This window comes from Yoonia sediminilitoris (assembly GCF_003058085.1).
GTDB lineage: Bacteria > Pseudomonadota > Alphaproteobacteria > Rhodobacterales > Rhodobacteraceae > Yoonia > Yoonia sediminilitoris.
In genome coordinates this window covers 1-26,456 of record NZ_QBUD01000025.1, presented here as the reverse complement: position 1 = coordinate 26,456, position 26,456 = coordinate 1, and the positions used below count along the sequence as shown (strand labels likewise).

Annotated in this window: 27 protein-coding genes and 1 pseudogene; 11 read left to right on the top strand and 17 right to left on the bottom strand. The window is 55.8% G+C overall.

Translation table 11 applies throughout. The features are described from left to right. Positions 1-335: 335 nt before the first annotated feature. The 5 genes from nanR to C8N45_RS22125 all read right to left on the bottom strand — a co-directional run bounded on the left by nanR (position 336) and on the right by C8N45_RS22125 (position 5,351). Complete coding sequence (gene nanR, locus C8N45_RS22145) at positions 336-1,058, bottom strand: transcriptional regulator NanR (RefSeq protein WP_245882816.1); 723 nt, start codon at positions 1,056-1,058, stop codon at positions 336-338. A 73-nt stretch (positions 1,059-1,131) separates the two neighbouring features. Beyond that, positions 1,132-2,715, bottom strand: a complete 1,584-nt coding sequence (locus C8N45_RS22140; protein WP_108389103.1) for a TRAP transporter large permease — start codon at positions 2,713-2,715, stop codon at positions 1,132-1,134. A gap of 21 nt (positions 2,716-2,736) precedes the next feature. Beyond that, positions 2,737-3,354 carry a TRAP transporter small permease subunit gene (locus C8N45_RS22135; protein WP_108389101.1) on the bottom strand — a complete coding sequence of 206 codons (618 nt, stop codon included), beginning with the start codon at positions 3,352-3,354 and terminating at the stop codon, positions 2,737-2,739. A gap of 98 nt (positions 3,355-3,452) precedes the next feature. Next, positions 3,453-4,466, bottom strand: coding sequence for a TRAP transporter substrate-binding protein (locus tag C8N45_RS22130; protein WP_108389099.1), 1,014 nt, complete (start codon positions 4,464-4,466; stop codon positions 3,453-3,455). Between the two features lie 54 nt (positions 4,467-4,520). Further along, positions 4,521-5,351, bottom strand: coding sequence for a phosphogluconate dehydrogenase C-terminal domain-containing protein (locus C8N45_RS22125; protein WP_108389096.1), 831 nt, complete (start codon positions 5,349-5,351; stop codon positions 4,521-4,523). A gap of 116 nt (positions 5,352-5,467) precedes the next feature. Between C8N45_RS22125 and C8N45_RS22120 the strand changes: the two genes are divergently transcribed. From C8N45_RS22120 to C8N45_RS22110, 3 genes are all read left to right on the top strand, one after another. Further along, positions 5,468-6,847, top strand: a complete 1,380-nt coding sequence (locus C8N45_RS22120) for a four-carbon acid sugar kinase family protein (protein ID WP_108389094.1) — start codon at positions 5,468-5,470, stop codon at positions 6,845-6,847. Beyond that, entirely contained in the window at positions 6,844-8,115 is a 1,272-nt protein-coding gene (locus C8N45_RS22115; RefSeq protein ID WP_108389092.1) for a ribulose-bisphosphate carboxylase large subunit family protein, read from the top strand. Before C8N45_RS22120 ends, C8N45_RS22115 begins: the two co-directional genes overlap by 4 nt. A 748-nt stretch (positions 8,116-8,863) precedes the next feature. After that, positions 8,864-9,610: a sulfite exporter TauE/SafE family protein gene (locus C8N45_RS22110; protein WP_108389090.1), complete on the top strand. Its 747-nt coding sequence runs from the start codon at positions 8,864-8,866 to the stop codon at positions 9,608-9,610. Positions 9,611-9,722: 112 nt separating this feature from the next. On the opposite strand, the gene C8N45_RS22105 is transcribed toward C8N45_RS22110, so the two are convergent. The 9 genes from C8N45_RS22105 to C8N45_RS22065 form a co-directional block, all read right to left on the bottom strand. Then, positions 9,723-10,025 (bottom strand): IclR family transcriptional regulator, encoded by a 303-nt coding sequence (locus C8N45_RS22105; RefSeq protein WP_133176037.1) that lies wholly within the window; start codon positions 10,023-10,025, stop codon positions 9,723-9,725. Beyond that, entirely contained in the window at positions 10,000-10,668 is a 669-nt protein-coding gene (locus tag C8N45_RS22100) for a fumarate hydratase C-terminal domain-containing protein (RefSeq protein ID WP_108389086.1), read from the bottom strand. Before C8N45_RS22100 ends, C8N45_RS22105 begins: the two co-directional genes overlap by 26 nt. Then, the gene (locus C8N45_RS22095) at positions 10,665-11,621 is read right to left on the bottom strand and encodes a fumarate hydratase (RefSeq protein ID WP_108389084.1); all 957 of its coding nucleotides are present in this window, start codon (positions 11,619-11,621) and stop codon (positions 10,665-10,667) included. The genes C8N45_RS22100 and C8N45_RS22095 overlap by 4 nt, the downstream gene beginning before the upstream one ends. Then, positions 11,618-13,375 carry an L-aspartate oxidase gene (locus tag C8N45_RS22090; protein WP_108389082.1) on the bottom strand — a complete coding sequence of 586 codons (1,758 nt, stop codon included), beginning with the start codon at positions 13,373-13,375 and terminating at the stop codon, positions 11,618-11,620. The genes C8N45_RS22095 and C8N45_RS22090 overlap by 4 nt, the downstream gene beginning before the upstream one ends. Position 13,376: 1 nt before the next feature. Further along, positions 13,377-13,730, bottom strand: coding sequence for a succinate dehydrogenase, cytochrome b556 subunit (sdhC, locus tag C8N45_RS22085; protein ID WP_108389080.1), 354 nt, complete (start codon positions 13,728-13,730; stop codon positions 13,377-13,379). Further along, positions 13,727-14,074, bottom strand: coding sequence for a succinate dehydrogenase/fumarate reductase transmembrane subunit (locus C8N45_RS22080; RefSeq protein WP_108389078.1), 348 nt, complete (start codon positions 14,072-14,074; stop codon positions 13,727-13,729). The genes sdhC and C8N45_RS22080 overlap by 4 nt, the downstream gene beginning before the upstream one ends. Beyond that, a complete protein-coding gene (locus tag C8N45_RS22075; RefSeq protein ID WP_108389076.1) occupies positions 14,074-14,787 on the bottom strand; it encodes a succinate dehydrogenase/fumarate reductase iron-sulfur subunit in 714 nt (237 codons plus the stop codon). Before C8N45_RS22075 ends, C8N45_RS22080 begins: the two co-directional genes overlap by 1 nt. Then, positions 14,784-15,818: a zinc-binding dehydrogenase gene (locus C8N45_RS22070; RefSeq protein ID WP_108389074.1), complete on the bottom strand. Its 1,035-nt coding sequence runs from the start codon at positions 15,816-15,818 to the stop codon at positions 14,784-14,786. The genes C8N45_RS22075 and C8N45_RS22070 overlap by 4 nt, the downstream gene beginning before the upstream one ends. 71 nt (positions 15,819-15,889) lie before the next feature. Continuing rightward, the gene (locus C8N45_RS22065; protein ID WP_108389072.1) at positions 15,890-17,344 is read right to left on the bottom strand and encodes an NAD-dependent succinate-semialdehyde dehydrogenase; all 1,455 of its coding nucleotides are present in this window, start codon (positions 17,342-17,344) and stop codon (positions 15,890-15,892) included. A 243-nt stretch (positions 17,345-17,587) separates the two neighbouring features. Here C8N45_RS22065 and C8N45_RS22060 point away from each other — a divergent pair, with 243 nt between their 5' ends. Beyond that, positions 17,588-18,469, top strand: a complete 882-nt coding sequence (locus C8N45_RS22060) for a LysR family transcriptional regulator (RefSeq protein ID WP_108389070.1) — start codon at positions 17,588-17,590, stop codon at positions 18,467-18,469. Positions 18,470-19,064: 595 nt separating this feature from the next. Here C8N45_RS22060 and C8N45_RS22055 read toward each other — a convergent pair. After that, positions 19,065-19,802, bottom strand: coding sequence for a nitroreductase family protein (locus C8N45_RS22055; RefSeq protein WP_258793377.1), 738 nt, complete (start codon positions 19,800-19,802; stop codon positions 19,065-19,067). Between the two features lie 367 nt (positions 19,803-20,169). Between C8N45_RS22055 and C8N45_RS22050 the strand changes: the two genes are divergently transcribed. Continuing rightward, on the top strand, positions 20,170-20,916 hold the full coding sequence (locus C8N45_RS22050) for a sulfite exporter TauE/SafE family protein (RefSeq protein WP_108389066.1): 747 nt from the start codon (positions 20,170-20,172) through the stop codon (positions 20,914-20,916). Between the two features lie 669 nt (positions 20,917-21,585). Here C8N45_RS22050 and C8N45_RS24195 read toward each other — a convergent pair. Continuing rightward, the gene (locus tag C8N45_RS24195; protein ID WP_375342486.1) at positions 21,586-22,143 is read right to left on the bottom strand and encodes a Hint domain-containing protein; all 558 of its coding nucleotides are present in this window, start codon (positions 22,141-22,143) and stop codon (positions 21,586-21,588) included. Positions 22,144-22,756: 613 nt separating this feature from the next. Then, positions 22,757-23,344 (bottom strand): TetR/AcrR family transcriptional regulator, encoded by a 588-nt coding sequence (locus C8N45_RS22035; protein WP_108389060.1) that lies wholly within the window; start codon positions 23,342-23,344, stop codon positions 22,757-22,759. 114 nt (positions 23,345-23,458) lie between these two features. Between C8N45_RS22035 and C8N45_RS22030 the strand changes: the two are divergent. The 6 genes and pseudogenes from C8N45_RS22030 to C8N45_RS22005 all read left to right on the top strand — a co-directional run bounded on the left by C8N45_RS22030 (position 23,459) and on the right by C8N45_RS22005 (position 26,160). Then, positions 23,459-23,886: pseudogene (locus C8N45_RS22030) on the top strand (GFA family protein). A gap of 59 nt (positions 23,887-23,945) precedes the next feature. Then, positions 23,946-24,311, top strand: a complete 366-nt coding sequence (locus tag C8N45_RS22025; RefSeq protein ID WP_108389057.1) for an MAPEG family protein — start codon at positions 23,946-23,948, stop codon at positions 24,309-24,311. Between the two features lie 45 nt (positions 24,312-24,356). After that, on the top strand, positions 24,357-24,695 hold the full coding sequence (locus tag C8N45_RS22020) for a TfoX/Sxy family protein (protein WP_108389055.1): 339 nt from the start codon (positions 24,357-24,359) through the stop codon (positions 24,693-24,695). Positions 24,696-24,697: 2 nt separating this feature from the next. Next, complete coding sequence (locus tag C8N45_RS22015) at positions 24,698-25,363, top strand: DUF2461 domain-containing protein (RefSeq protein WP_168769564.1); 666 nt, start codon at positions 24,698-24,700, stop codon at positions 25,361-25,363. Positions 25,364-25,417: 54 nt separating this feature from the next. Further along, a complete protein-coding gene (locus C8N45_RS22010) occupies positions 25,418-25,723 on the top strand; it encodes a YciI family protein (RefSeq protein ID WP_108389051.1) in 306 nt (101 codons plus the stop codon). 95 nt (positions 25,724-25,818) lie between these two features. Then, a complete protein-coding gene (locus C8N45_RS22005) occupies positions 25,819-26,160 on the top strand; it encodes a hypothetical protein (protein ID WP_108389049.1) in 342 nt (113 codons plus the stop codon). The last annotated feature ends 296 nt before the right edge of the window (positions 26,161-26,456 follow it).

The following is a 26,456-nucleotide window of genomic DNA, read 5'->3' as shown; positions in this document are numbered from 1 at the left end:
CTTTCTCATCGTCCACTCCTCAGTGGCTACGATGAGCAACAAACCCTCCCTTAGCAAATACAGCTATTTGGACCCATAGGCGCTGACGTCAGACACCTGTAAGAAACTCAAACGATGTACCTCCGATTGGCATTTTCTTCTTAGCGTTGTTCTGGAAAACGAACGACGGCTTTTGGAGCGCACCCAGCGATTTCATACATAATACCTATGTTTCCATCGAACACTAGACTGAGGCTTATTTTTGATCACAAGGCTAGCTATCACTGATAGATGAATGCGATGGACACTTGCACCAATGGCTGCTTTGCGTGCCAGTGACGGTAAGACAACGGGGCCTAATTTGGCTCATAAAGTGGATCAGAACGGCTAAGGTGATCTCCTATCAGTTTCACCGCACCGGACACATCGTTTTCTTCCAACAAGTCTACGATACGGGCGTGTTCGAGCAACGTCCTGTCTTCGCGCCCTGACCAATGCAGAACCGGTTTGTAGTACGCAGAGAGCCAAGACAGCATCGCTTGCGTCACCGCTTGGACAAGCGGATTATTCGTCATCTTGGCGATGGCGACGTGAAAGGCGATGTCCGCCTCAATGAAGTCTTTGTCTTGACCAAGCTTACTGCGCTGGACCTCAACAAGGGTGCGCAATTCTTCGATGTCGTTTGCGGTGCAGTTTTTGGCCGCGATCTGAACGGATCCAGCCTCAAGGATTTTACGGAATTGTTTTAGGTTTTCCAGATTTGAAGGCTCGGCCGACAACAGTAGTTTGGCAATGTCGTCGACCTGATCAAAGGCAATGCCGGGCGTGAGCTTGTTCACACGGCTGCGTTCCCCATGAGCGATTGTGATCAGCCCTTTGTTTGCCATGGTTTGCAAGGCCTCGCGGACAGCGGGGCGACCCACATTGAAGCGCTGCATCAGGGCCCGCTCTGATGGCATGGCATCCCCCGGCGACAGTTCCCCGGATTGTACCATCGCCCAAAGGCGATCGAAGACTTGATCCGACAGTTTTTGACGCACAATCGGAGCGTCAATGTGATCAATATTCTTTGTGGTCATGCAGTGCGGCCTCATTGCTTTCGTCGTGCCAAGTCTCCCACATGTATAACCAGTTGACCAGTCAGCCCCCGGATTAGTGCAGAAACAGTGTGGTGATCTGAGGCACAAGCAGGATGAGCATCAAAACCGCGACTTGGATTGCTATAAAGGGCAGAAAGCTTCTGAAGATCTGCGGCAGCGTGATATGGGCGGGTGCCACTGATTTCAGATAAAAGGCTGCGCCGCCAAACGGTGGTGACAGGAAGCTGACCTGCATATTCACGCAGAATAGCACGCCGAACCACACCTGCACTGCCAACTGCGTATCAAGCCCGCCGGTAATACCCAGTTCGTCCCAAGGCAATTTCAGCACAATGGGCAAAAAGACAGGCATGACCAAGAGCACAATTCCAGTCCAGTCCATGAAGGCCCCCATGAACAGGAAGACCAGCATCATGATCAGCAAAACGCCCAGTGTCGGCATATCCAGCCCCACGATCAGGTTGGCCACAAAGGTGGGCCCCCCCGCCAGAGTATACGCACCGGCTAGCGCCGTCGCGCCAATGGTCACCCACATAATGGTCCCGGTAGACTTGAAGGTCCGCATGGAGGCTTCCTGCAGAAGTTTCCAAGAAAATTCCCCGCGCAGGATAATGAGGACCAAAACCGCAAAAGCCCCGATGCCTGCAGCCTCGGTAATGCCGGTAATGCCGCCATAAATTGACCCCAGCACGACAAAGACGACGAGCAGCGGAGACACCATGCCCTTTCCGTTTTGCCATGCGGCCACGGCATTGTCCTTGCCGGTCACGAACCATAGGAACGCCCCACAGGCCAGCGCCAAGGTTCCGGCCCGGATGATGAAGCCGCCAGAGATACCCCCGGTGTCGGATTCGATCAGGTCAAAGGCATTTAGATATAGCCCGCGCACGACCATTATGGCAGCAGCAACGCCCACGATCATGGCGATCAAGGCCAGTCCGTAAGTTCTTTTTTGCCTGCCGGTCAGATCCGTATCCTTCGGTTCGGGCAACGGGGCCAGAGACGGGTTCAGATTGGTGCGGATCAGGATGTAGGCGATGTATCCCAAGGCCAAAATGAAGCCCGGTACAAACGCTGCCTGGAACAAGGCATGGATCGAAGTGTCCGTGATGAGCCCGTAGAAAATTAGCACGATGGATGGTGGGATCATCGTCCCCAAAGACCCAGAAGCACAGATGGTCCCAATTGCAAGGTTTTGATCATATCCAAGCCGCAGCATTTGCGGGAGAGCGATCAGGCCCAGCAAAACGACTTCGCCGCCAATAATGCCGGACATGGCGGCCATCACAACGGCCATGAGCGCCGTAACAACAGCGATGCCTCCTCGTGTACGGCTCATCCACGCTTCGAGCGTATCATACATATCCCGTGCGATGCCCGAGCGTTCCAAAAGGTTCGCCATTAAGATGAACAAAGGAACTGACACAAGAACATAGCTGGTCATGATCCCGTAGATGCGTTGCCCCAAAAGGTTGAGTGGCCCCGTCCCGAAATTGTTGAACAGCAAATCCGGACCGAATTTCATGACCATGACAACGACTGCCAAAAATCCCGAAGCAAAGCCCAGCGGCATTCCGATTGCCAAAAGCAAGAGCATGCCCATTAGCAGAACAAGCGATATGGTTCCTATATCCATGACGTTCCCTTTCCCGGGCTCTTATTTCTTGTTGTCGCCAAGCGCAGAGTTGTGATCGGTGGTCTCGCCTGTCGGGCGGGCCTCCAGATGATCCGCACCCACATGTTCCAGTAGGTCTTCTAAATCCTCAACCAGCGGTGTCTCGCCCTGATCAGTGTTCCAGTCAAAAATCAGGTTGGAAATCGCCTGCAGTGCCAAAAGCGCCATCGTGATCAGGATCAATGGTTTGAGCGTGGCGGGAATGGGCGGGTCAAACTTTGTGCCAAAGCGTTCCCAAGTCATGAACTTGCGTACCGCATCGTCATAACTTCCCCAGATCAATGCAACGGCGAAAATAACAATGCAGACGGTCGAAATGACATCGAATGTTCGACGCAACCAGCGCGGGGCAAGATCATAGAGAATGTAGATCCGAATATGGCTTCTCTGCTGCATCGAATAGAGGCCAGCAAACATGTAAGATGCGCCCGCAACCCAAAGAGAGGTCTCGTTGACCCACATCGTCGCGCGACCAAAAACATATCGCATGACGACTTCGAAAAAGATGATCGCGACGATAAACATCGGCAACCACATGGCAATTCGGCTGATACCCCACGTGATCGGATCCAACGGGCCTGTTCGTTCATGTTCGACCATTTGCCCCTCCCTGACAAATTTCAGGCATTTCCTGCCCTATGATTGCGCGGCCCCGGCCGAAACCGAGGCCGCGCAATGTATCAGACCTTAGGTCAAGCTTACTGGATCAGGCCAATGCGCTGCATGAATGCAACATGGCTGTCGACCATGGCTTTACCTTCTTCGGTCTCACCACCGTATACGTTCCACTGTTCCTGAGCAGCAGCACGGAAGGTTGCACGATCTTCAGCGGACCAGTTGTAGGTGGTCACACCCATGTCAGGCAGTTTCGCCAACGCTTCGCCGTTGTCGACCAAAGTTTGCAGGATCAGATCCATGCCAACGTTCTGGTATGCGACTTCAATGATGGTCTGGTGCTGTTCGCTCAGACCTTCCCAGACATCCGTGCGGCACGCTAGGTGGTCAGCAGCCATGGAGTGGAAGCCGGGAAAGTTCGTGTGCTTGCCGATGTCGTAGGTGCCGATCCGCAGGTTGTTGCCCAACGTGGACGCATCAGCGCCATCGATGATGCCGGATTCAAGCGCTGTGATCACTTCGGAAAAATCCATCACGATCGGCTTGGCACCAAGCGACGCAAAGATGTCCGATGCCATGCCCGGAGGCGCGCGGAATTTCCAGTTTTCCAAATCAGCAACACCCGCCAGAGGCCGCGTCGATGTCAGGGATTCCTGACCACCGACATGAGCACCGATGAACGTCATGTTGTAGCCGGCATAAAGTTCATTGACCGCTTCGCGGCCACCGCCCATTTCGACCCATGCCTGATACTGCAACGGGGAGTCATAGCCACCCATCGTATCGGACACGAACTGGAACGCTTTGTTCTTGCCAGCCTGATAACTGCCGTTGGTCATATCACAGTCGAGAATGCTGTTGATCGCGGCGTCAAAGGTTTCTGCCGAAGGCACAACAGAGGACGAATAGAACATCTCAATGTTCAGTTCGCCGCCGGACATGACAGACACAGAGTCCACAAAATCCTGAATTGCCTGACCATAGGACGACGATTGCCCCTGATGTGTCTGAATACGCAGCGTTGTTTCAGCAGACGCGGTTGTGACGAGGCCAGCGGCCATAGCCACCCCGGCAAGTGTTGTGTGGATCTTACGCATTTGGTTTCCTCCCTTAAGCGTTTTTACTTCGGGCAATTGCCCGACCTCATTGGATCAGGTGATCCGGTCGACGCTTGCTGCGATTTCGTCGTCGTCGAAACAGCGCAGCCAGTCGTCTTTCATCAGGACCGGAATCCCGAATTCGATTGCCTTGTTGGCGGCGTCAGAAAATACGCCTTGGTGCTGGTCGAACATGACCGCACCCATGATATTCATATGACCCAACAGGAAGTCGCGGGCGCAGTCGTAAGAGACGCCCTTCTTGACGACCTCGTCCATCGCCATACGCAAAACCTTCATCAGCGAGCCATTGACCGTCTCGGACAAGCCGGGCTCCAGCAGAGCGAATTGCTTGAGCGTCACGCGGTGCGAGCGAACGACAGGCGCATAGATCGCTTTGCCGACACTATCACCCACGGCGTAGTGCTCTTCCGGCCCCTGGATTAGAACGTTCACAATCCCCTGATCCGCAGAGATGCCACCGAAGTAATCGCGCCGCTCTTCAGTTGTGTTTTCGTTGTTCCAGATCGGAGGATGGCAGGGGTGGGACATGAAATAGGTGATGTCTGCACGCTCGGGCAAATGGCCTGCAAAAGGGGCCGCGCCGTCAAGAACAAAGATCATCGCGCCGGGTTTTACTTTGTCGATGATGCCATGGGCAACTTTGCCGATGACCGTGTCGGGCACAGCCAGAACAATGATGTCTGCGCCGTCCAGCGCCACATCAACATCCACGCAGTCAATGCCGTAAGCTTCGCGAACGGCGGCCTGACCTGCCTCAGACACCTCGACATGCATGGTTTCGAATTCATCGGTTTTGGCGAGGTTCGCACCAAGGCGCATGCCCATTTTCCCGCCTGCACCAAACAAAGCTAGCTTTGTCATAAAAACCCCTCCCGTGGCTCCCGCGGTCCGGCGGGATTGAATTGACAACTGGTATGATAAGTATATAAGTATGTGTTTATGTCAAATGATTTCTTGGCCGTGGAGGACAACGCCCCATGACTCAGCCCCAGAACACGCTGCACGACGGGCCTTTGGTGACGTGGTATGCGGATGACTTCACTGGCGCGGCAGCCGTGATGGAGGTGCTCACCTTTGCAGGGCTCCCCTCAATGTTATTTCTGGAACCGCCAACGACAGATCAGCTGGCCCGATATCCTGATCTGAAAGGGATCGGGGTGGCGTCGACCGCACGCGCCCAATCGCCTGAGTGGATGGACGCCGAGCTGCCGGATATCTTTGCGCAACTGGCTGCCCTGAAACCGGCATTGATGCACTATAAAGTATGTTCAACGTTGGATTCTTCGCCGCAAGTCGGATCCATCGGGCGCGCCATTGAAATCGGTCAGGCCCAGTTTTCTCCGGCCGCAATTCCCGTCCTGATCGCAGCACCACAGATGCGCAGATACCAGTCCTTTGGGCATTTGTTTGCGGGCTTTGGCGATGCTGTTTACCGACTTGATCAGCACCCGGTCATGTCGCGCCATCCGGTGACCCCGATGCACGAAGCAGACGTTGCAAAGCACCTTTCCCAACAATCAACGAAACTGGATACAAGGTGCCTGTCTTTAGAGGACATGAATGCAAACGCGACTTTGCCTGTCATCCCTGCGAACCCTGACCGGATAGAAGCCATCACACTCGATAGTATGGACAGCGCATCCGAATCAGTAGCTGGGCGTTTGATCTGGGAAGGACGCGACGCCAACCCCTTTGTCGTCGGCTCTCAGGGTGTCGAATATGCCCTTGTCCGGCACTGGCAAGACACAAGGCAGATTGCAGTCGCTGACGCACCCAAAGGCATCGGCCGTTCTGACAAAATGGTTGTCGTGTCGGGATCAGTCTCCCCCACGACTGCAGATCAAATCGCATGGGCCATCGCAAACGGGTTTGCTGGTATCGCATTTGACGCGGCCTGCGTTTGCAGGGGCGCTGATGAGCTTGAAACAGAGATAGGGCGGTGCGTTCAGGCGGGTCTGGAGGCCATGTCCCGTGACCTCGATCCGCTGATCTATAGCGCGCAAGGCCCGGACGATCCTGCGGTTGAACAGTTCAAGAATGCGGTCGGACACTCAAACGCCACAATGGCAGACGCAAACCTGCGCGTTGGCGAAGCCCTTGGGCGTATTCTTTATCAAACGCTCAGCCGCAGCGGCGCACGACGTGCTGTTGCGTCAGGCGGCGACACCTCAGGCAACGCGACCCGCCAGCTTGGCATCTTTGCCCTTTCAGCATTGGCCCCAACCATTCCGGGAGCCGCCCTGTTTCAGGCCCATGCCAAGGGACCGATGGATGGTTTGGAATTGGCGCTTAAGGGCGGGCAAATGGGCAGCCCTGATTACTTCGGATGGATCCGTAGCGGAGGAGGAAAACGATGAACCGCATTACAGCAACCTACGACATTGAATCACCAGTGGGCGTTCAGCGCGCAGCAGAGGTTCTAGCCGGAGAGCAATCAACAGGAACCTTCACCCGGCTTGCTGCGGAAACGGATGCTTTGCGTGAAAGATCGGCGGCGCGTATCGAAAACATCGAGATTACGGGCACCTCCTCTACGCCCTCTCTGCCAAGTCGCAAAACAGGCGAGACTTACGAGCGCGGCACCGTCACCATAAGCTGGTCGCTGGACAATTTTGGAACATCCCTTCCAACGCTGATGTCCACCTTGGCAGGTAATCTGTTCGAACTCGCTGAACTGTCCGCCATACGTCTTGTTGACATGCAGTTGCCGAGTGCCTTTGCCACAGATCACCCCGGCCCACAGTTTGGTGCGCAAGGAACACGCGACTTTATGGATGGCCATCAAGGGCCAGTCATTGGGACCATTATCAAGCCAAGTGTTGGTTTGAACCCCTCCGAGACTGCCGCGCTTGTCCAAACACTGGTTGATGCGGGCATCGATTTTATCAAAGATGATGAATTGCAGGCAAACGGTGCGCATTGTCCCTTTGCCGAACGGGTCCAAGAGGTCACCCGCGTTCTCAACGCACATGCCGACAAAACAGGCAAGCGGGTCATGTATGCGTTCAACGTCACAGATGAAATTGACCAGATGTGGCGTAATCTGGACGTGCTTGAAGCGCACGGCGGGACCTGTGCAATGGTCTGCATGAGCTCTGTAGGCCTGACTGGCCTGCGTGCCTTGCGCAATCGAAGCCCCATGACAATCCATGGGCATCGCGCCGGTTGGGGCATTTATTCGCGCTCTCCCGATATCGGGATCAGCTTCCCTGTCATGCAAAAACTCTGGCGTCTCGCAGGGGCCGACCACCTGCACGTAAACGGGCTCGCGAATAAGTTCACGGAAACCGATGACGTGATCGCGCAGTCTGCAACTTCGGTGCAAAGCCCTGTCTGTGATTCCGGCCCCGCGCATCTGGCCATGCCCGTGTATTCCTCGGGCCAAACAGTCTGGCAGATTGACCCCGCACGCAGCCTGCTGGGCAACGATGACTTCATTTTCTGCGCAGGTGGCGGAATCCTAAGCCATCCGGATGGTGCTGGCGCCGGCGTCATCGCACTGCGCCAAGCTGCAGACGCGGCACGCAACGGGATCGACATAAAAGAGTTTGCCAGACAGCACCCGGAATTGCAGGCCGCAGTCGACACGTTTTCACAGCCAAAGATTAAGTTGAAACGACCATAGGAATTTCTCAAGACGCTTCTGCAGATGCGCTTCAATTGCCACTTTTAGTGTCGTTGATCGAGGAGTGCCTTCTGTGAAGCGGGCTTTCGCTGCAAGACAGAACACCTCCAAAATGGGCTCTTTGCCGCCATTCGCTGCGGCTTGAACGAAGGTCCGCTGAGCGGACAAACCGGACTTGTGCAGGTGCAGCTATTGCTGGCGCAGCATTTGTTCGCAGATGCAACATCACTGTTTATTGAGCGCAACGGATTTCACCAATGCGGCCATTCAAATCCACCACCAAGCGCAAAACCAAAACTGCCCTTTCGCTGCAGGGTGACCAAAACTTTCAGGTTGCGGACAATGCGGACCTTTATTCTGAGCCCCGGGGCTTTTCGTAGCCACGGGAAGCGTTCAGATCAAAATCATTTCCGTTACTGACCTCTACAACATCGCATGGGTCGCAATCTGGCGCAGAAGCAAATTGGATGAGTCCGATGTACGGCATCAGATCGAACTAAATGAACTGCAAGTGGGAGCAGTTGAGAATAACCCATAGTTTGGGGCTACCGGCCAGCATTGGCGTGATGATAAAGATTCTGAAAGAAATAAAGGGGTGTTAAGATGTTTGATCGTTTCCAACAGACACCGGAAGTGACGGCGAGTAAGCTTGAACTGGCTTCGAAAACCCGCAAAGTGTGGTACCCTTTGCATAATACAGTAGAACCACGCATTAGCTCGGTGAGCGTCGAATTTATGGACGTTACAATTGCCAACTGATTTCTACTTTTACCTCCTGCTTGGGGCGGCAGCTGGTGGGCTTATCAACGGGTTGGCGGGGTTCGGAACATCCCTTTTTGCACTTGGCTTCTGGCTGAATGTCGTGCCGCCGGTTCAGGCAGTTTCAATGGTTGTCGTTATTTCCGTCGCCAGCGGTTTGCAGGGCGTTTGGTTGGTGCGAAGCTCGATTGCACATCAGCCAAGGCGTCTCGCGCGCTTCCTGCTCCCTGCGCTTCCCGGCATACCGATAGGCGTAGCGGCTCTTGCATACATGCCGGTAGAGACACTTAAGATCTTCATCGCAAGTTTCACGCTGCTTTATGGCGGATTTTTCACCTTCCGCACCACGTTGCCAAAATTCGAACGGCCCACACCCGTGATCGACCGTATCGTCGGGTTCGTGGGGGGCTTGCTTGGCGGTGCCGCGTCGTTGTCGGGCGCATTGCTGACCATGTGGTGCGCCCTGCGTCCTTGGCCCAAGGCCGAAACCCGCGCCGTGCTTCAGCCTTTCAACGTGACTGTCCTAGGGCTCGCGTTGATCATGTTCGCGATCAAGGGAGCCTATACTTGGGACACCCTGATACTCATCGGCTTAGCGCTTCCTGTAACGATGATCTTTGCCCAGATCGGTATCGCGCTGTTCAAACGGCTGGACGATGATCAATTTCGCCGCTTGATCATCGCAATGATGTTTCTGTCGGGAATTATACTGATGCTGCGCGCGCTGATTGCTTGAATTCCAGGCGTCTCAGGGAGTGTTCGCGCGCATGTGGGAAATTGCGAGTAACCTCGACATGGCCGAATACTCGGACCGTACTTTACATGCCAGCTGCCTGAGGGTCTGGGCCCTAAGTGAGATCACCGGATTCCAACGCCCCACATAGCATTGCCAATCTGCCACCAAAAACAAAGGCGCTCTGCGATCCAGAACCTTGGATGAACTCTTGCTCTTCCAATGCCGCGAAATGCGGTTGCAGGATCGCTGTCTCAATATCCAAGGACTTGCCCAGGTCAGCCACGGACATCGGTCGATCAGACTTCGCCAATGTCTCCAGGATCAACAATGGGATGAGGCACTCTGACGTCTGTGCAGTCTCATTCTTGTGCGCAACGATGGGCACGGCTTTAAATGACCTCATCCGTGCGGTCATCACTTTCGCCGTAGCGTTTAAGGGTTGCTGGTCTGGTGCCTTCGTAGACCCGCGCTACGCCCTCTGCAATTTTAGCGTTTTCTCTTTCAAACAGACAGTCGCCATTCATGTCAGAGGCGACGATGAAGGGGCCCATGCGGTTGCACTTCAGAACCCACATCGCCTGCGCGAGGCCCAGCTCCTCGTTCCAATGTACAGCCTCCACATTCTCAACGCCGCGCCCCAACAACGCGCCCGTGCCGTACCCAACGGTGGACAGGTAAACTGCGCCGTTGGGCACGAAATACTCCTTGTAATCCTTGGACGTCATGCCGCCCTTGCCGACGATCAACTTCGCCCCGGTCTTGGCCATCCATTCCGGCAGCCATTTGGCAAAGCGGAACGATGCCGTCGCTGTCACAGCGCCCATATCAAAAGACCCATCCGGATTGATGCGTGCGGCAGGCGAGCAGTGGAAGTTGGTGGCGGATTGGGAGGGCAATTCCATCGGGATATTCGCCTGATCCTCCAGCGCGCGCATGTAGACGCCCTCGCGCGCGGTGTACATCAGACCATCGAGGTAGACGATATCGCCAAGACGCAGATCGGCGATCGCTTCATCGGTGGGGGTCGTGGACAGGATGATTTCACGTGGCGCGCTCATTCTGCTGCCTCCCGCACAGGTTCCCAGTCAATGGTTTCGCGGCGCTGGTAGTCGGTGAACCAGTCGGGGTCCGTGCGGTGCTCGACCCGCCCGTCCGCATGGATGCGGGCCACGGCTCGGCGCGACGACAGGCAGAAGGCGTGCACCGACATAGGCATTCCGCCAGTGTGGCAATAGCCGACTTCGATATTGCAATCGATCACCATGTTCTTGCCGACAAACCCCATCGCGCCCATGCCAATGGAATTGCCAAGTTCTTTGAACTCATCCTCCATCTTGGCGATTTCGGGATCACTGTTGCGCGACCCTACGATCCGCAACGTCGAGGCGCGTTTGCCCAGCGTCATGCAGATGTCCTTTGATCCGCCCAGTCCGATCCCAATGATCGCAGGCTGGCAGGCAAGGCCGCGTTTGCCGAACGCCATCAGGCTGTCGAGGTAGAAGCGTTTGATCCCTTGAATACCATCAGACGGGAACAGCATCCGGTAATCCGATCCAAAAAGCCCGCCTTTGTGGACGGTGATCAGATCGACCCACGCGCCCTCGGGCTCATAGCCATACTCGATCTCTGGCGCGCCGATGCCGACGTTATTGTTATGATCCGTCCGCCACAACGGATGCACCCGGTTGGGGCGCAGCGGGACACCGTTGGTGGCATTTGCGGTCGCCCTGCGCAATGCGGCCTCAAGTGCGACCATACCGCCCTCAACCTGCGCTTCGTTGCCCATCTTGACGAACCAGCGCGGCACGCCGGTGTCGCCGCACATCGCACGGCGGTCTTCCTTGGCGGCCTCGTAGTTTTCCAGCATCGCCTTGAGAACAAAAGACGACAAGTCGCCGTCTTCTGTCCTGGCGGCCTCTTGCAATCCATCAAGGTAGTCCTGCGGGATTTCGATTGCAGCCTTGTCCATCAGGGTTTCGGCGGTGGATTGGATAAGGTTTATAGGGATCATTGTGCTGCAACCAATGTTTCAGGCGCACCTTCGGGCAAGACAGTCTCGCCCGGGCGCACGATGGTGAATTGAACGGGTTCATTTTTTACCACGGCACTGCCGTTCTGCAGTGTCGCGACCGTAAATTCGCTGTCCTCCATCGCACCCGGCTCTGGAAAATCTTCGCGGAAATGAGCGCCGCGTGAGTTTTCGCGGGCGATCCCGGCTTTGGCAATGACCTCGGAGACATCGCAAAGCGAGCGTAGATTGAGCCAGTCATGCCAAGTGAGGTTAAACGCCAGATTGCTGCTTTCGACACCCACATCCATCAAGGCGTCCGACACTTTCGCAATCCCCTTCAGCCCCCGTTTCATGCCAGCTTCGGTCCGCATGACTCCGACATCTTCCCACATGATGTCCTGCAGTTGCTTTCGCAGCGGCAGCACAAGATCAGGCTTGCGGCTGAGGGGATAGATTGTGCGCTCAAGTTCTGCAGATAACACTTCTTCATCTGGTTCCCGCAGGCTCATGCCCGCCACATCGCGGCCCATCGTGTCGCCTGCGATCCCGCCATAGACGGTGGAATTAGCGACACCATTGCCACCCAATCGGTTGGATCCATGCGCGCCGCCCGCGTCCTCGCCCGCCACATAGAGGCCCTCCATCGCTGTGCGCGTGTCCACATCGACCACGACGCCGCCCATGAAGTAATGAGCAGTTGGCACAACCTCGACCTTGCCCGCGGCCAGATCGAAGCCGCTGTCCGCACAGCGGTTGACCATGCCTTTGAACTTCTTGCGCACATTGTCCGGCCCAAGGTGCGCCATAGAGATGAACACGCCCTCCTGCTCGGGATTGTTGTTCTTGCGCATCTCCGCATAGATGCCCCGGCTGACCACATCGCGGGTGGCGCGTTCGCCACGCTCATCATAATCGAACATAAACCGTTGTCCGGCATGACTGATCAACTGTCCCCCGGCGCCGCGCAGGCCCTCCTCAAGCACGGTCCCTGTCATGCGCGTGTGATCGCCAGCAAGCAGGCCGGTTGGGTGAAACTGCACCATTTCCATATCGCGCAGAGACAACCCTGCGCGAAGCGCCATGGCAAGGCCATCCATCGTTTTGTCACCTGATGGCGTGTGGTATTTGTACATGGTCGGCCCGCCGCCCGTGCCCATCATCACCGTCTTGGCGCGTACAAGCCGGAACTTGCCCGTCCGCATGTCGATCATCAGAACGCCCGCCAGCGCGCTTTTGTCTTTGGTTGGGATCAGACCCACCGCGCGGTGTTCTTGCAGTTTCTCAACACCGGAGGCGAGGACCTTTTCCATTAACCGATTGATGATCTCGATGCCCGTCAGATCACCCTTGTGCACCGTCCGGTCCGCCGTTTGCCCGGCAAAGGCCTTTTGGTGCAGGGACCCGTCCGCATTGCGGTCAAAGAAGCACCCAACCTCGTTTTCCAGCTCACGAATGCGGACCACGGCCTGTTCACACAAGCGCCAGGCCATGTCCTGATTGGGCAGCCATTTGCCGCCGTTGATCGTGTCCATGAAGTGCCGTTCAACCGTATCGCCGCCGCCAAGGGCCACGTTGTAGCCGCCCTGAACCATCCGCGTGCAGCCGCATTTACCGATCAAGCCCTTCACCGCGATGGTGATTTTCGTCCCCTCGGGTGCTCTCTGTTGGGCGTGAAGTGCCGCGAACAAGCCAGCCCCACCAGTGCCAAGGATCAGGATGTCGGTGTCGTGGCGTTCGATATCGGAAAGTTTCATGTCAAATCGCCCTCATGAAAAAGAGAACTGCAATGCAGAAGGACACCGCCGTCGCACCTGCGGCCAATGTCTTTTGTGATGTACTCCAAGGCAGCCATTCCATCGCCATCAGGCGCAAGCCGCCAAACATGTGGATGGCTAAAAGGAAAACGAGACCGAACTCGGCGAGTTTCACCACACCTTCCTCAGTCAGATGGAGGAACCCATCAAGCCGCACGGGGTCGGTCATCGCCATAGCCAACACCCAGAAATGCAGGGGCAGGAATATGGCCAGCGCCAGCCCCGACAGGCGATGCATGATATAGGCAAGCCACAAGGGGTGCGCGCGTGATGTGATGCCCTTTGCTACCTTCATGCGCCCGCGCCTTTTGCAAAGGTGACTGCCCAGACAGCGCGCGCGCCTAGTGCAAACAAACCCAAACCAACCAGCCACATGAACCCGTCCAGAGCCGCGCCCTTCAGCCCGCCCCATTCAAACGCGACAGCACGCAAGCCAATCGCACCATGGATAGAGACAGCGACCACAAAGGTGCCGTAAAACAAGAACCACAAGACCGAACCTTGCGTCCGGCCCAGAATTTCTGCCGCGCTCAACCCGCCCTGAATAGCATAGATCATGACCGCAAGGTGACCGATCACGAAGGGGGCCATCAGCAGGGCGCTGAGCCGTTGAAACATGTAAAGTTGCAAAGACAGCATCAGTGGCCCCGCTTGAAAAAGTTTTTGGCGGTTTCTCGTTTCAGACCCGCGATGGCCGACATCGGGTCCAGATCATTTGGACAATAGGCCGTGCATGACCCCATGGAGTGGCAGTTGTGACACCCGCCCTTGCCTGAAACAGCGTCCAAAATCGCGGTGCGGCCCTCGTCCTTGGCGTCATTGAGCAACGTCCACGCCCTTTGCAGGGCGGCAGGGCCAAGGTAGTCCACATTGCCCGCCACCGTGTCGCAAGCCGCATAGCAAACGGAGCAATTGATACACTCGATCCCGGCATTCGCTTCGACTCTTGTCGCACTCGTCTCATCGATGGGGGCAATCTCGTCATCTCGCGTTAAGGCGCCATGATGCACGCCTTCGGCTGCAATCCATTTGTCAAAAAACGGATCCATATCCACCGCCAGATCTTTGATCACGGGCAAGTTGCGCAGCGGCCCAATTGTGACTGCATTACCGTCAAGCACCTTGGAAATATGGGTTCTGCAGGTCCAGCGCGGTACGCCATTCACCATCATCGCACAGCTGCCGCACATGCCCACACGACAGGCAAACCGATAACTCAGGGTCGGGTCGGCGTTTTGCTGCACCCATGACACAACGTCCAGAACGGTCTGGTTTTCATAGGCAGGCACGTCGAACGTATCGACGCGGTCCGCATCGCGCTGAATGGCGACTTTCAGCACCTCTGCCGTCATTTGGAGAAATCCGTAATCACAGCCGTTCCGGGACGCGTCGGGCCCTTCATCGCGCGCAATTCAGCACTTGCCCCCGATAGCGTGACTTCTCTGTCCAACATAGGGGTAAGGTCCACATCGCCCCGTTCGATCATCTCCAACAAAGACGGATATTTCCATGCAGGCATTCCGCGGGTCCCGTAAAAGGCCAACTGCTTAGAATAGATGGCACGCATGTTTACCTCCATCATCCCATCACCCGCGGGCATGCCTACGTGAACGTGTCTGCCGAGTGTCGCAAGACATTCAACAGAAGCGTTCGTGGTCTGCGCAATTCCCAGCGCCTCAAGTGACACCTGCGCACCGCCCTTGGTGATTTCGCAGATGGCGTCGGGAACATCCTGTGTCGCTGCATTGACGGCTGCATCTGCACCCAGCGTCAGCGCATGATCAAGCTTTTCCTGAACGACATCGACCACAATAACCCGCGCCCCGAGCATTTTGGCCAGAAGCAGAGCCGACAAGCCAATACCGCCCGTGCCATGAACGGCGACCCATTCACCTGCACGCACATTGGCGCGGTCGGTCAAAGCGTGCCACGCGGTTGTCACCCGACAGCCAAGACCGGCGGCCAGTGCTTCTGACATTGTTTCAGGCAAATGAACGAGGTTGTGGTCAAATGGCACGGCAACAAATTCTGCGTAGGCGCCCGGCGCCCCAAATCCGGGGACAATGGCACTTTCGCAGGTGTTTGAGTGACCCGTCCGACAAGCCGGACAATCACCACACCCCAGAATGAACGGGGCGATCAATTTGTCGCCGATGCGGTACTTGGCCTGCGCCCCGGCCTCCACAACCGTTCCGCAGTACTCATGCCCCAGAATTGATCCGTTGGTGACTTTGGGATGACCGCCGACCCATCCATGAAAATCAGAACGACACACCCCGCAAGCGGCCACTTCGAGAACAACGCCGTTATCGGGGCAGCTTGGGTCTTCTACCGTTTCAATGGAAAGGTCTTCATTGAAGTCTCTGACAACAGCTGCGCGCATCGTTTATTCCCTTTTTCGTTGAGCCAAGCTCGGTACGGCTCCGCGACCCACCGGGACGCGGTGGTTTTTTGTCAGGCGTCCAAACCGGCAACGCACATGTATTTGACGGACAGGTAATCTTCCAAACCCTGACTGCCGCCTTCCTTGCCCATCCCGCTTTCCTTCAGCCCGCCGAACGGGGCCTCAACTGTGGTGATTAGACCGGAGTTGATGCCGATCAACCCATATTGCAGCCCTTCATTCAGTCGGAAGGTGCGCCCGAGCGATTTGGTATAGGCATAGGCCGCAAGGCCAAATTCCGTGGCGTTGGCCGCATCGATTGCTTCTTCTTCGGTCTCGAACTTGAAGACGGCAGAGAGCGGACCAAAGATTTCTTCGGTTGCGAATTGCATATCGGCGGTTGCACCGGTGATGACAGTCGGCTCAAAAAAGGTGCCGCCTTTTTCGTGCCTTTTGCCACCAGAGACGATCTTGCCACCCTTGGAGGTCGCATCGGCGATCATCTCTTCAACTTTTTCGACACCTGCCATGTCGATCATCGGCCCCTGTGCGACGCCATCCTCGGTGCCATCGCCGACAACCAGTGCTTCGGTGGCCTGTTTCAGCCGCGCGACAAAGGCGTCGTGAATACCAGACTGTACGTAGAAGCGGTTCGTACACACGCAGGTCTGGCCCATATTGCGATACTTCGCGATCATTGCCCCTTCGATGGCCGCATCAATATCTGCGTCGTCAAACACGATGAATGGCGCGTTGCCCCCAAGTTCCATGGACACTTTCTTTACTGTATCTGCGGATTGACGGATCAGCACTTTGCCAACATCCGTGGATCCTGTGAAGGTGACCTTGCGCACATCAGGGCTTGCCATGATGGCCCCCCCGATTTCACGGGCAAAGCCGGTCACAATGTTCACCACCCCATCGGGGAAACCAACGTCCTGGCACAGCTTGCCCCACACCAGACCTGAATAGGGTGTAGCGGTGGCCGGCTTGGCGACAATCGTGCACCCCGCTGCAAGCGCGGCTGCCAGCTTTCGCGCCAACATGGAGGACGGGAAATTCCACGGCGTGATCGCCCCCACAACGCCCACAGGATGGCGCGTAACCATAAGCCTGCGATCGGCGGTCGGGGACGGTACAATCTCGCCTTTGGCGCGCCGCACCTCTTCAGCAAACCAACGCACATAGGCCGCACCAATGGCAATTTCGCCACGCGCCTCTACAAGCGGCTTGCCCTGCTCTGCTGTGAGCATCTGCGCAAGGGTTTCCTGATTATCCATCAATGCGTCGTGCAGCTTGTGCAGCAGGCCGACACGGAAAGACAGATTGCTGGTTGACCAATCACCAAAAGCCGCCGTCGCCGCCGCAATCGCACGATTGGCCTCGGTTGCACCACAATTGGGCACTTGCCCGATGACAGCGCCTGTTGCCGGGTTCGTTACGGCAATGGTCTCACCGCTGTCTGCACCGGTCCAGGCGCTGCCAATCAAGTTGGCTTGTTGCAACAGGCCATCAAAGTCGTTCATGGAATCTCCCTCAAAAGAAGCGATGAGAAGTGCACTGGACACAGCCAAAAAAGCGCAACACTAACCGTGTATAACAGTAAGTTTCTCTGTAAAGAAACTAAAAATATTTTACCTATACTTTAGTTTTTCTTTCAAAAGAATCGCACGGGCGTTAGAGAGCTAGACAAGAGCACTTGCAGCCCCAAGGCTCCATTCGGCGCTTGATCTGCTGCACAATCGACCCAATAGGCGAAAGGATTGAACATGACGATCCGGCAACTCCGAACCCTCGTAGCAATCGCGGATACCAAAACATTTAGTGAGGCCGCGAATGTCATTCACGTGACCCACGCCGCGATTAGTCAGCAAATGCGGGCACTTGAGGCCCAGCTGGATATTGAGCTATTTGATCGTAGCACGCGCACGCCAGAGCTTACGCCAGCGGCGCATCTGATCGTCGCAAAGGCCCGAACGCTGGTCGACGCCTATGACAATCTGGTGCCGTCCGCGCTAGGAGACGGTGGCCTAAGAGGCATTGTTACACTTGGTGCTTTGCGCACGACACTTACAGGGCTTACGCCAAAGGCGATGGCGGCCCTGAAATCGAAGTACCCCGAGATTGGGCTGCACATTCGCCCCGGGCTGACAGGTGCTTTGCTGACAGAGATTGAACGTGGAGGCCTGGACGCCGCAATCGTCATCAAACCGAACTTGATGCCTGCCGACATAACCTTTCGAGAGCTGGCGCAAGAGCCGATGCAACTGATCGCATCCGTCGACGAAACAGAAGTGGACCCGGTGGTTCTTTTGAAATCGAGACCATTTATTCGATACGACAGGAACGCTGTTGCGGGGACACTTATAGACAATTGGCTTACGTCAAAACGTATTCAGGTGGCTGAAACAATGGAATTGGATAGCCCAGAAGCGATTGTTTCGATGGTACACGCCCGCCTTGGCGTATCCATCGTCCCTGATCTTGCGGTCAAGCCGTTCGATACTGTGCCAGTTAAGCGCATTGGCCTCGGTTCAGATGCGCCAATAAGAACGCTCGGCCTCGTTTACAGAAACAACCAAGTCAAAAAGCGGGCCCTCGACGAGCTGTTCGATGCGCTCGCGCATGTCATTGAGATGTCGCCAAAGTGACATTCGGGAAATGAACATAGGTATCGTGCCTCAATAGGCGTTTACCCTTGACTTGATGTAAGAATGTAGCAGCAGTGAGACGGTGAAAGCTTTTGTTTCAGTCCATTAGTGACGTGGCAAATTTTCTGATTTCTGCCTCAGCAGATCTGTCGCGAAGGAAGATAGGAGCTGCAACATAAATGATTGCAGCGAAATATTAGTGCCCAAGCACCACTCTGCAAGAATGAAAACCAAGAAGCAGAGAAGTAGGATTAGTCCAAAGTCGACCCAGCTAGATCCATTCTTGGCCAATGCAGAAAATACGGTTTCGACCGACAGTGCTTCTGTTTCGTGTTGGGAGATTTCAAAAGTTATAACAGCTCGGTAACCGTAACCGTAACCATAAGCGTAAAAGGAAACCTTGTTGCGGTTCCCGGTCACCACTTGCCAGCCGTACCGGACAGTGATCTCTGAAATGCGCTCTTCCAGAGCCCATTAAGAGGAAATATGTCCGCCCATTCTGAAGAGTTGGCAAAGGACGTTTTATGGTTCGTGTGTTAAGACTTCTGACATCAACCCTCTGCGTCCCGTAGTCGTTAGCCGGCTAGCGTAGAAGTCAATCAAGCTTGAAGCCGCATGACCGGATGTAGCTACCGAAGTCAGCACGTTCGGGCTCGCTGTACTGCCGGACTTTATCTTCAGACCAGGAGTAACTGTCGCTGTCCGCGAAGTTCTTTGGGAATCTCTGTTTTTCATAGGGCTGAGAGGTCGCGCGCTCTTCATCGTATTGCGCAATCGCCTCTTTCAAGTTGATCTCCCTATACCGGTCTACGTGACAAGTGACCTGTAGTGGTAGCCGCTTCGAGATCGTCGGCGTTTGCGCGGGGAAACCAAATGCAAGGCCCGCAAACGGAAAAACATGGTCCGGCAGATCAAGCAGGTCAGAGACCGCCGCAGCCTTATTTCGCACAGCACTGATCGGGCAGCAGCCGAGCCCAAGCACTTCTGCCGCTGTCACGAATGCGCCCAGCGTAATGGCGGCATCCCCCGTTGCATTGAAAAGCGCGTCAAGATGGTCGTTTGCGAACGGGACGCCATGCCATTCGTGGAGCAACCTTTGGCGACGGTTATTGCCGCAAATGACGGCAATCATTGGCGCATCCGCGACCCAAGTCTGACCCGAAACAAGTGTTGCAAGACGTCTTTGCATCTCTTTGGATTCAACTACGATGATATCAGACTGTTGCAGATCGCTCTTTGTGGGAGCGGACAGGGCGATCGCAGAGATGGTGCGGACCCAGTCAGATGGGACTGGCTTATCCATGAATGCACGACAAGACCCACGTGCTGCCATGGAGTATAAAAGGTCGGAATGCGCGGTGCTCTCAACGTGCGCAGGTGCATCGCTGAAACGCGCCGCGAGGGCGCGCTGCAAGTCCGATTGGGGTGCTTTCGACATGCTGGCCCTTCTCTTGTGCCGTTTGTTTCATACAGGACTTGTAGAAACTGAACGGCTTTTTCGCCTTCGTAGCAACTGCAAGATGTTCCAACGGCACGCTCACCGTATCGTTTCTGTTGCGTCATAAACGGCAATCGCCTGTTCGCGTAAAACGGCAAACATTGCCGAAGATGTATCACAAGTCTATAGGAGGAAGAAACGTGTGGTTCTCAAGCTTTACCGCGAAAGCCACGACTGGCAGATGAAGTAAACTGAAGCAGCAATGGATGACCTTTCCCTGATCGCGTTTGCCAGCGCCGTCCTGCTGCTGGCGGGCGCGGTGAAAGGATTTATCGGGTTAGGGATGCCGACCGTCGCGCTTGCTCTGTTGACGTTACAGCTTGACGCGAGATCTGCCGTCACATTGATCCTGATCCCAATGTTGCTGAGCAACATCTGGCAGTTCTGGCGTGGACCGGACATGATTGGATGCGCGAAAAAGCATTGGCGCTACGCCGCCATTTTGACCCTATGTGTCGCTGGAACCGTCTGGTTCAGTCAATCCGCACCTGATCGGGTCTTGCGCGCTGTGCTGGGTGTTTTTGTACTGGTATTCTGCTTTTTCAGCTGGCGCGACATGGTGCCCCCGATCCCGTCACACAGGGTGCGATTGTTCGAAGGGATCAGCGCTGTGGTTGCCGGGCTGGTTGGTGGGTTCACTGCCGCATGGGCGCCACCATTGGCCATGTACCTGACGGGTCTCCGACTGGAGCGTGACGCCTTTGTTCAGGCACTCGGGTTCCTAATCTCGGCCGGCAGTGTGTCAATTTTGGTTATGTTCATAACTGTGGGGCACAGTTCGTCCCCAGATCTGGCAATCTCGGCCTTTTTGCTGGTCCCGACGCTGCTTGGGTTTTCCGCAGGTGAGCGGTTGCGGCATCGGTCAAATTCCGAACAGTTCAAGGGTTTTTTCTTAGGCGCATTTTCGCTGTTGGGGGCAAATTTGTTGTTGGGCACTCTCTTGGGATAATGTGCAGCGTAATCGACTCACGCAGTAATGGTCTCACGTCGGTCGATCAGGTCAAAAAGGTCATGACCCGGAAATCCTCAGGTGATGAGACACCTTGATTCCAACTTATGCTGTGATCTGCGTCGTCGGAACAGTGACAGACAATGCGTTCCTCTTGAAAACGCCGACAGAGATGCGCGCCAATGTATTCCCCATGAGAGTTCCAAGCGCAGCTCGTCAGTTCTTGCCCCGGCTTTGAGCACGGCTTGAACTGTAATCGGCGGAGCAATACTCGGCCACGGTAGCGGCGGCAGTGTGGTGTCGCAGGCGGTTTAAAAGTCGGCCACTTTGGCCCTTTCATTTGATGGGAGGGCTTGGCGATATTCACCCGCTGCCCGGCAGGCGATGCCTGCATCGCCGAGAGCGGGGAATTGTATTTGAAGGTACGTCGCGCCCATTTTCAGGATGGGTTGAGCAGGCGGCAGATAGCTCGGGATTTTGGGATCAGCCGGGACAGCGGATTACCCAGCCCGCGCTTTCCTCCTTGTCGGATTTGTCGCCGCTGCATCTCGCGATGACAGCAGCCACAAACCTTAGACCAAGCTGCCGTTGCACCATTTGTAAGAGTTGCCCTCTGCACGCAGGCGATCTAGGGCCTCTGGCGTGTTCCCAGACATATTGGCAGCAGCGTCAGTCCTGAGATATGCTAAGACTGTCAGGGTCCAGATCGATCCAAATGCCATTGATATTGACGGTACATGGCTCACCACAATGAAACACATAGTAAGTGAAATGTCCGTGGAGTTTCCGTTCTGCCCTCCCGAGTGGAATGTAATCTGCCGCAACTTTGGCAGACACCTGATCAAAGCGTCCAATTGGTGAAATCTTCTGGCAGCCAGCCATCAGGATCGTTTGACTTGGAATAGCCGGGGCCAATCCGTTCTTTCGGATCGCGATAGGTTGAGAGTCTGGGTGGGTCAGAAGGTAACGGCGATCAAGCCGAACTGAATCGACATGCTCCACCCTAAGGAATCGCCCGTCTTGTGTCTTGATTGGGTCGCGGCGGCGCAACGCTTCAACCGGCACATAGCCAAATGCTGTTGCGACGCTTGCACCAGCTCCAAAACCTGGCAGGGACCATGACCCCTCAGGCGCAACCGACGGCTCTTTTGAAATGGCTGCCACCGTGCCACATTGTGCCGCAACTTTTTGCAGCAAACTGAAATCAAAACCATCCGAACTTCGCATCATAACAAACTACCAACTAAAACAGACCGCGCACAAACCGGCGGACCTAGAACAATGGCGCGAACATCCTTTTCAGACAAACGCGCCGGCAAAAACAGTACTTCCGATTCACATATTGATACCAAAATTAGGCTTCAAGATGACCGCAGAACAATTTCTGATAATGGATTTGTCGAAATCTCGGACACGATACTGGGGCTTCCGTTCGATTGTTGAACGATCCGCTATTATGGCAACCTGAACGAAAAGGGCTGTCGTTAATTCAGAGACAGGCCTGTATGTTGTGACTCTGGCGTTGCTGTTGAGATCCAAACAACCAAATCCGGACGTCCCTCAAAATGGCAGCGCAAAGAGCCGGCTTCCGCCCTTCACTTCACTTGCTATCAAGCACTCGCCCGTAGAACCATTGTAGCACCGGCTCGTATCGTACAAACGCAGAAAGCGCCCCTAAGGGCGTTAGTGCTTTGTAATCGCTTGTTATATTTGGTTGCGGGAGGGCGCATTTACCTTGACCGAACCTCAGAGGGATTTCTCAAGGGAACAGATTGCCAGTTAGATGCAGCCGCGCATGACGACCAGTCCAGCCTTAGGGCTGGCCAGTCGCGGCTTGCTGCTATCGATCCACCGATGCCAGCGCAAAATTGCGCGCTGCTTCCCGGACCTCGTCGGCAAGTGTCGGGTCCTCAATGGTGCGCGACAGGACCATGCCACCGACGCTAAGGGCAGCAAGAACACGGGCCGTATCTTTCCCGTCGCTCTGCCCCTCTGGCAAGTTGTGCTCGAAGAGCCAGATCATCGCGCGCAGGAGCCCCTCGTAGGATTTTCGCGCTTCGGGCGTCGCCCGGGCCACGTCGGAAGGCAGCGCAATCATCGGGCATTGGCCGTCTGTGTCTCGCGCATGTTCCGGCGAAAGATACGTGCTGATCATCGCTCGCACCGTCTCTGGCCCACCGTTCAGGGGATCAACCCCCGCTCCGTCCCGCCAGGTCTTTCCGCGGCCATTGAGGAAGCTTGCCACGGCCTCGGCGTAGAGCTCCTCCTTGCTGCGGAAATGGTTGTAGAAACCTCCGCGCGTGAGCCCCGCATGTGCCATAACCTGATCGATTGTCACCTCGGCAAAGCCGTCACGGTTAAACAAGACCCGCGCCGCCTCAACGATTCTGGCGCGGGTTTTCGCTTTATGTTCAGGGCTATAGGCCATGCGCGACCTCCTGCTTTCCCCCTCAGCATACAGATCATATAAAAATGTTCTTTAACATATTTAGATGCCTGCGACTGTGGTCACAATCCGAGTCGCAAACAGACGGAGACCGAAATGACCACGAGCAAGACTGCCCAAGGATTTTCAGGCAGTTGCCTTTGTGGTGCTGTGACCTTGAAAAGCAGCGCCGACCCGCATGTCGTTCTGCACTGCTGCTGCGAGGATTGTCGCAAATCAAGCGGTACAGGGCACTGCACCCATATCGCCATCCCCGAAGCGCGTTCGCTGTTGAGGGCAAGGTACCGTTCTACGCCCATGCTGCCGATAGCGGGAACACGGTGTCGAAGGGGTTTTGCGGCACCTGTGGTTCCCCGATCTATTCGACGAACTCCGGCTATCCGGGAGCGGTGTCGCCCCGCGCCTCCGTACTCGACGACCCCAATGGGGTTCAGCCGCAGATGGTCGCCTTTGCCAACTGCAAGGTGGCATGGGACACAATTGACGACACGTTGCCTGCCTTCGATCACATGGCCCCGGGATGACCCTGCGCCTGGATACGCCCTCCATGCGCCTTTGTTAAATTGCACAGGACACACCCGACATGCCTCTTCCCGTTTCTTTCACTTTTATCAGCCTGCTCGCGATCGCACTCATCCCCTTGACCGGCTGGGTCGGGATGCGCCGCGACAAGATCGGCGGCGTTCTGCGCGGCGATGGCGGCGACCCGGAACTCTTCAAACGTATCCGAATCCACGGCAATCTGATGGAGAACGCTCCGCTTATGGCGCTTGTGATGGGCGCCGCAGAATATACGGGGCTCGGGTCTGCCTGGCTCTGGCTTGCAGTCGGGACCTTTGTTGTTGGCCGCGTCGCGCATTATATGATCTTCGGCAGCACCGACCGCGGTTTGGCGATTTTCGTCACTGTACTGCCCAGCGTTACAATGGGTGTCTGGCTGCTGATTTAGGTCTGGCTCTGACCAGAAACCATCCTCTCATCAAAGGAGATCGACATGGAAAACGAACAGGACATTATCGCGCTTGTGAGGGAGCGGCTCGAGGGACTCCCAGGCCTTTCTGAGAAAAAGATGATGGGAGGGCACTGCTTCCTGGTGAATGGCAACATGGTTGGAGGCGCGGGCTGCAACGAGGCCGGTGACTCGCGGTTCATGATGCGTGTCGGCAAGGACAATAGCGCCAAGGCCGAGGCGTTGCCGGGTGGCGAACCCCTGATAAAGGGCGGAAGGCGCATGGGCGGCATGTATCTGGTCGATCCCGATCAGCCTGAGGAAGTCATCAGCGAATGGGTCTCCCTTGCCGTTGGCAATGCTCTGTCCCTACCGGCGAAATGACCATGTTCAGCCATGACACTATCGACTTCCTCGCTGCTCTTCGGGCGAACAACAGCCGAGCGTGGTTCGAGGGAAACCGCGGCGCCTACCACGACGCAGTCCGCGATGCGGCGCGGGACTTCGCTGAGACCCTGTCAAGTTTGCTGGAAATGCACGGCCATGGCCCGGTGACACCCAAGATATTTCGGATCAACCGCGACCTGCGGTTCTCAAAAGACAAGACGCCTTACAACGCCCATGTACACATAGCCTTTCGACCTGCCGATGCGGGGCCCGATGGCCCGGCCTGGATGGTCGGCCTTGAGCCGGGAAAGCTGACCCTCGGCGCTGGGATTATGCAGTTCGCTCCCAGCCAGCTCGACGCATGGCGTGAGAGCGTTGCTGGCCCCGCCGGCGCGCAGTTGCAGCGTGACCTCGATAACCTGCGCAAACGCGGGTGCAGCCTGTCGGATCCGGACCTTGTTCGCGTGCCCAAACCGTATGAGAAAGATCATCCGCGTGCAGATCTGCTCCGGCGCAAGGGGCTCGTTGTCTGGTGGCATACCGACGACACACATATGGCCTTCGGACCTGAGGGGCCCGCGCGGTGCCAGGAAAAACTGCAGACCTTCGCGGCTGTCATGGTCTGGCTGGGCCAGACCCTGCAAGCCGGTCGGGTGCCGAGCTAACCCCAGACGCATCCGATCGTGCGTCGATCAAGAAGAGACTGAAAGGAGCCTCAAATGACAAAGTACCTGTTCATATTCCACGGTGGGCGGCTGCCCGAACCCCAAGACGATCACGACGCGATCATGGCCACATGGGGCGCGTGGATGTCCGGGCTGGGAGATACGATGCTCGATCCGGGGAGCATGATCTCGGCGACATCACACGTGACCACCTCTGGTGTTTCTTCCATGAACGACACCGATGCCCCTTCTGGATACATGATCGTATCAGCCCAAGCACCGGAAGAGGCGGTCGAGATGGCAAAGACTTGCCCGATCCATGCGGGTGGCGGGACGGTGGACGTTGCCACTGTCGTGTAAGAGCGGAGCGCCTGCTATCCAGGCGGCCTCCGAGGCGCTACAAATCACGCAAGCAAGGTCGGGCCGTCTGACAATAGACTAGGAGGAGATACCTGATGCCGAAATTTGTTTTCCTTAGCGCGCTCATTGCGGTGTCTCTGATCAGCATCGCGGCAGGTGCAGCCAAAGTCATGAGAACTCCGCAGGAGGTCGAATTTTTCATGCAAGCGGGTCTGGGGATTATTCCACTGATCATATTGGGCGTCATTCAGAGTGCTGGAGGCGTTATCGCTTTTCTGCCGAAGTTTCGGTTCGCGGGGCTTTCCTTGGTCACGCTGGGTTTCTTTTTGTCAGTCGTCGTGATCGCCTTGACTGGGAACATCGCTTTCGCGGCAATCTCAATGTTGCCAGTTTTGTTGAGTGGGGGGTTGGCATTGCGTGAACGCAATCGAGCGTAGCCTCATTATCCGATGCAGGTAGAGGCTACTATGTGGAGTCAGACATACATTCGATACTGCCGTCGCCAGTCCGCGGATTGAAATTCCTCCTATCGGTGGTTCGATTCCGCCCCGGGCACCACAAAATCATAGACTTATTTGGCAGATGGCAGGTTACGGCTCCGTATATTCAGACCGACGCAATCAAGTTGCTTTCGCCTTAGCTAACTTCTGATGATTGGGACTCGAGAATGCTTACCTCCACTCGCCTAAGGTTCGAAAACCTCGCGCACATACATTGGTATAACGATGACCGC

Coding starts and splice junctions, on each gene's coding strand:
- C8N45_RS22005 (WP_108389049.1), top strand. CDS start 25,819: ATGCCGAAATTTGTTTTCCTTAGCGCGCTCATTGCGGTGTCTCTGATC.
- C8N45_RS22050 (WP_108389066.1), top strand. CDS start 20,170: ATGGATGACCTTTCCCTGATCGCGTTTGCCAGCGCCGTCCTGCTGCTG.
- C8N45_RS22070 (WP_108389074.1), bottom strand. CDS start 15,818: ATGCGCGCAGCTGTTGTCAGAGACTTCAATGAAGACCTTTCCATTGAA.
- C8N45_RS22065 (WP_108389072.1), bottom strand. CDS start 17,344: ATGAACGACTTTGATGGCCTGTTGCAACAAGCCAACTTGATTGGCAGC.
- C8N45_RS22105 (WP_133176037.1), bottom strand. CDS start 10,025: ATGACCGCACGGATGAGGTCATTTAAAGCCGTGCCCATCGTTGCGCAC.
- C8N45_RS22140 (WP_108389103.1), bottom strand. CDS start 2,715: ATGGATATAGGAACCATATCGCTTGTTCTGCTAATGGGCATGCTCTTG.
- C8N45_RS24195 (WP_375342486.1), bottom strand. CDS start 22,143: ATGCGAAGTTCGGATGGTTTTGATTTCAGTTTGCTGCAAAAAGTTGCG.
- C8N45_RS22090 (WP_108389082.1), bottom strand. CDS start 13,375: ATGAAACTTTCCGATATCGAACGCCACGACACCGACATCCTGATCCTT.
- C8N45_RS22020 (WP_108389055.1), top strand. CDS start 24,357: ATGGAAAACGAACAGGACATTATCGCGCTTGTGAGGGAGCGGCTCGAG.
- C8N45_RS22060 (WP_108389070.1), top strand. CDS start 17,588: ATGACGATCCGGCAACTCCGAACCCTCGTAGCAATCGCGGATACCAAA.
- C8N45_RS22095 (WP_108389084.1), bottom strand. CDS start 11,621: ATGATCCCTATAAACCTTATCCAATCCACCGCCGAAACCCTGATGGAC.
- C8N45_RS22055 (WP_258793377.1), bottom strand. CDS start 19,802: ATGGCAGCACGTGGGTCTTGTCGTGCATTCATGGATAAGCCAGTCCCA.
- sdhC (WP_108389080.1), bottom strand. CDS start 13,730: ATGAAGGTAGCAAAGGGCATCACATCACGCGCGCACCCCTTGTGGCTT.
- C8N45_RS22080 (WP_108389078.1), bottom strand. CDS start 14,074: ATGCTGTCTTTGCAACTTTACATGTTTCAACGGCTCAGCGCCCTGCTG.
- C8N45_RS22125 (WP_108389096.1), bottom strand. CDS start 5,351: ATGACAAAGCTAGCTTTGTTTGGTGCAGGCGGGAAAATGGGCATGCGC.
- C8N45_RS22025 (WP_108389057.1), top strand. CDS start 23,946: ATGCCTCTTCCCGTTTCTTTCACTTTTATCAGCCTGCTCGCGATCGCA.
- C8N45_RS22035 (WP_108389060.1), bottom strand. CDS start 23,344: ATGGCCTATAGCCCTGAACATAAAGCGAAAACCCGCGCCAGAATCGTT.
- C8N45_RS22075 (WP_108389076.1), bottom strand. CDS start 14,787: ATGACGGCAGAGGTGCTGAAAGTCGCCATTCAGCGCGATGCGGACCGC.
- nanR (WP_245882816.1), bottom strand. CDS start 1,058: ATGACCACAAAGAATATTGATCACATTGACGCTCCGATTGTGCGTCAA.
- C8N45_RS22115 (WP_108389092.1), top strand. CDS start 6,844: ATGAACCGCATTACAGCAACCTACGACATTGAATCACCAGTGGGCGTT.
- C8N45_RS22100 (WP_108389086.1), bottom strand. CDS start 10,668: ATGAGCGCGCCACGTGAAATCATCCTGTCCACGACCCCCACCGATGAA.
- C8N45_RS22135 (WP_108389101.1), bottom strand. CDS start 3,354: ATGGTCGAACATGAACGAACAGGCCCGTTGGATCCGATCACGTGGGGT.
- C8N45_RS22120 (WP_108389094.1), top strand. CDS start 5,468: ATGACTCAGCCCCAGAACACGCTGCACGACGGGCCTTTGGTGACGTGG.
- C8N45_RS22015 (WP_168769564.1), top strand. CDS start 24,698: ATGTTCAGCCATGACACTATCGACTTCCTCGCTGCTCTTCGGGCGAAC.
- C8N45_RS22010 (WP_108389051.1), top strand. CDS start 25,418: ATGACAAAGTACCTGTTCATATTCCACGGTGGGCGGCTGCCCGAACCC.
- C8N45_RS22130 (WP_108389099.1), bottom strand. CDS start 4,466: ATGCGTAAGATCCACACAACACTTGCCGGGGTGGCTATGGCCGCTGGC.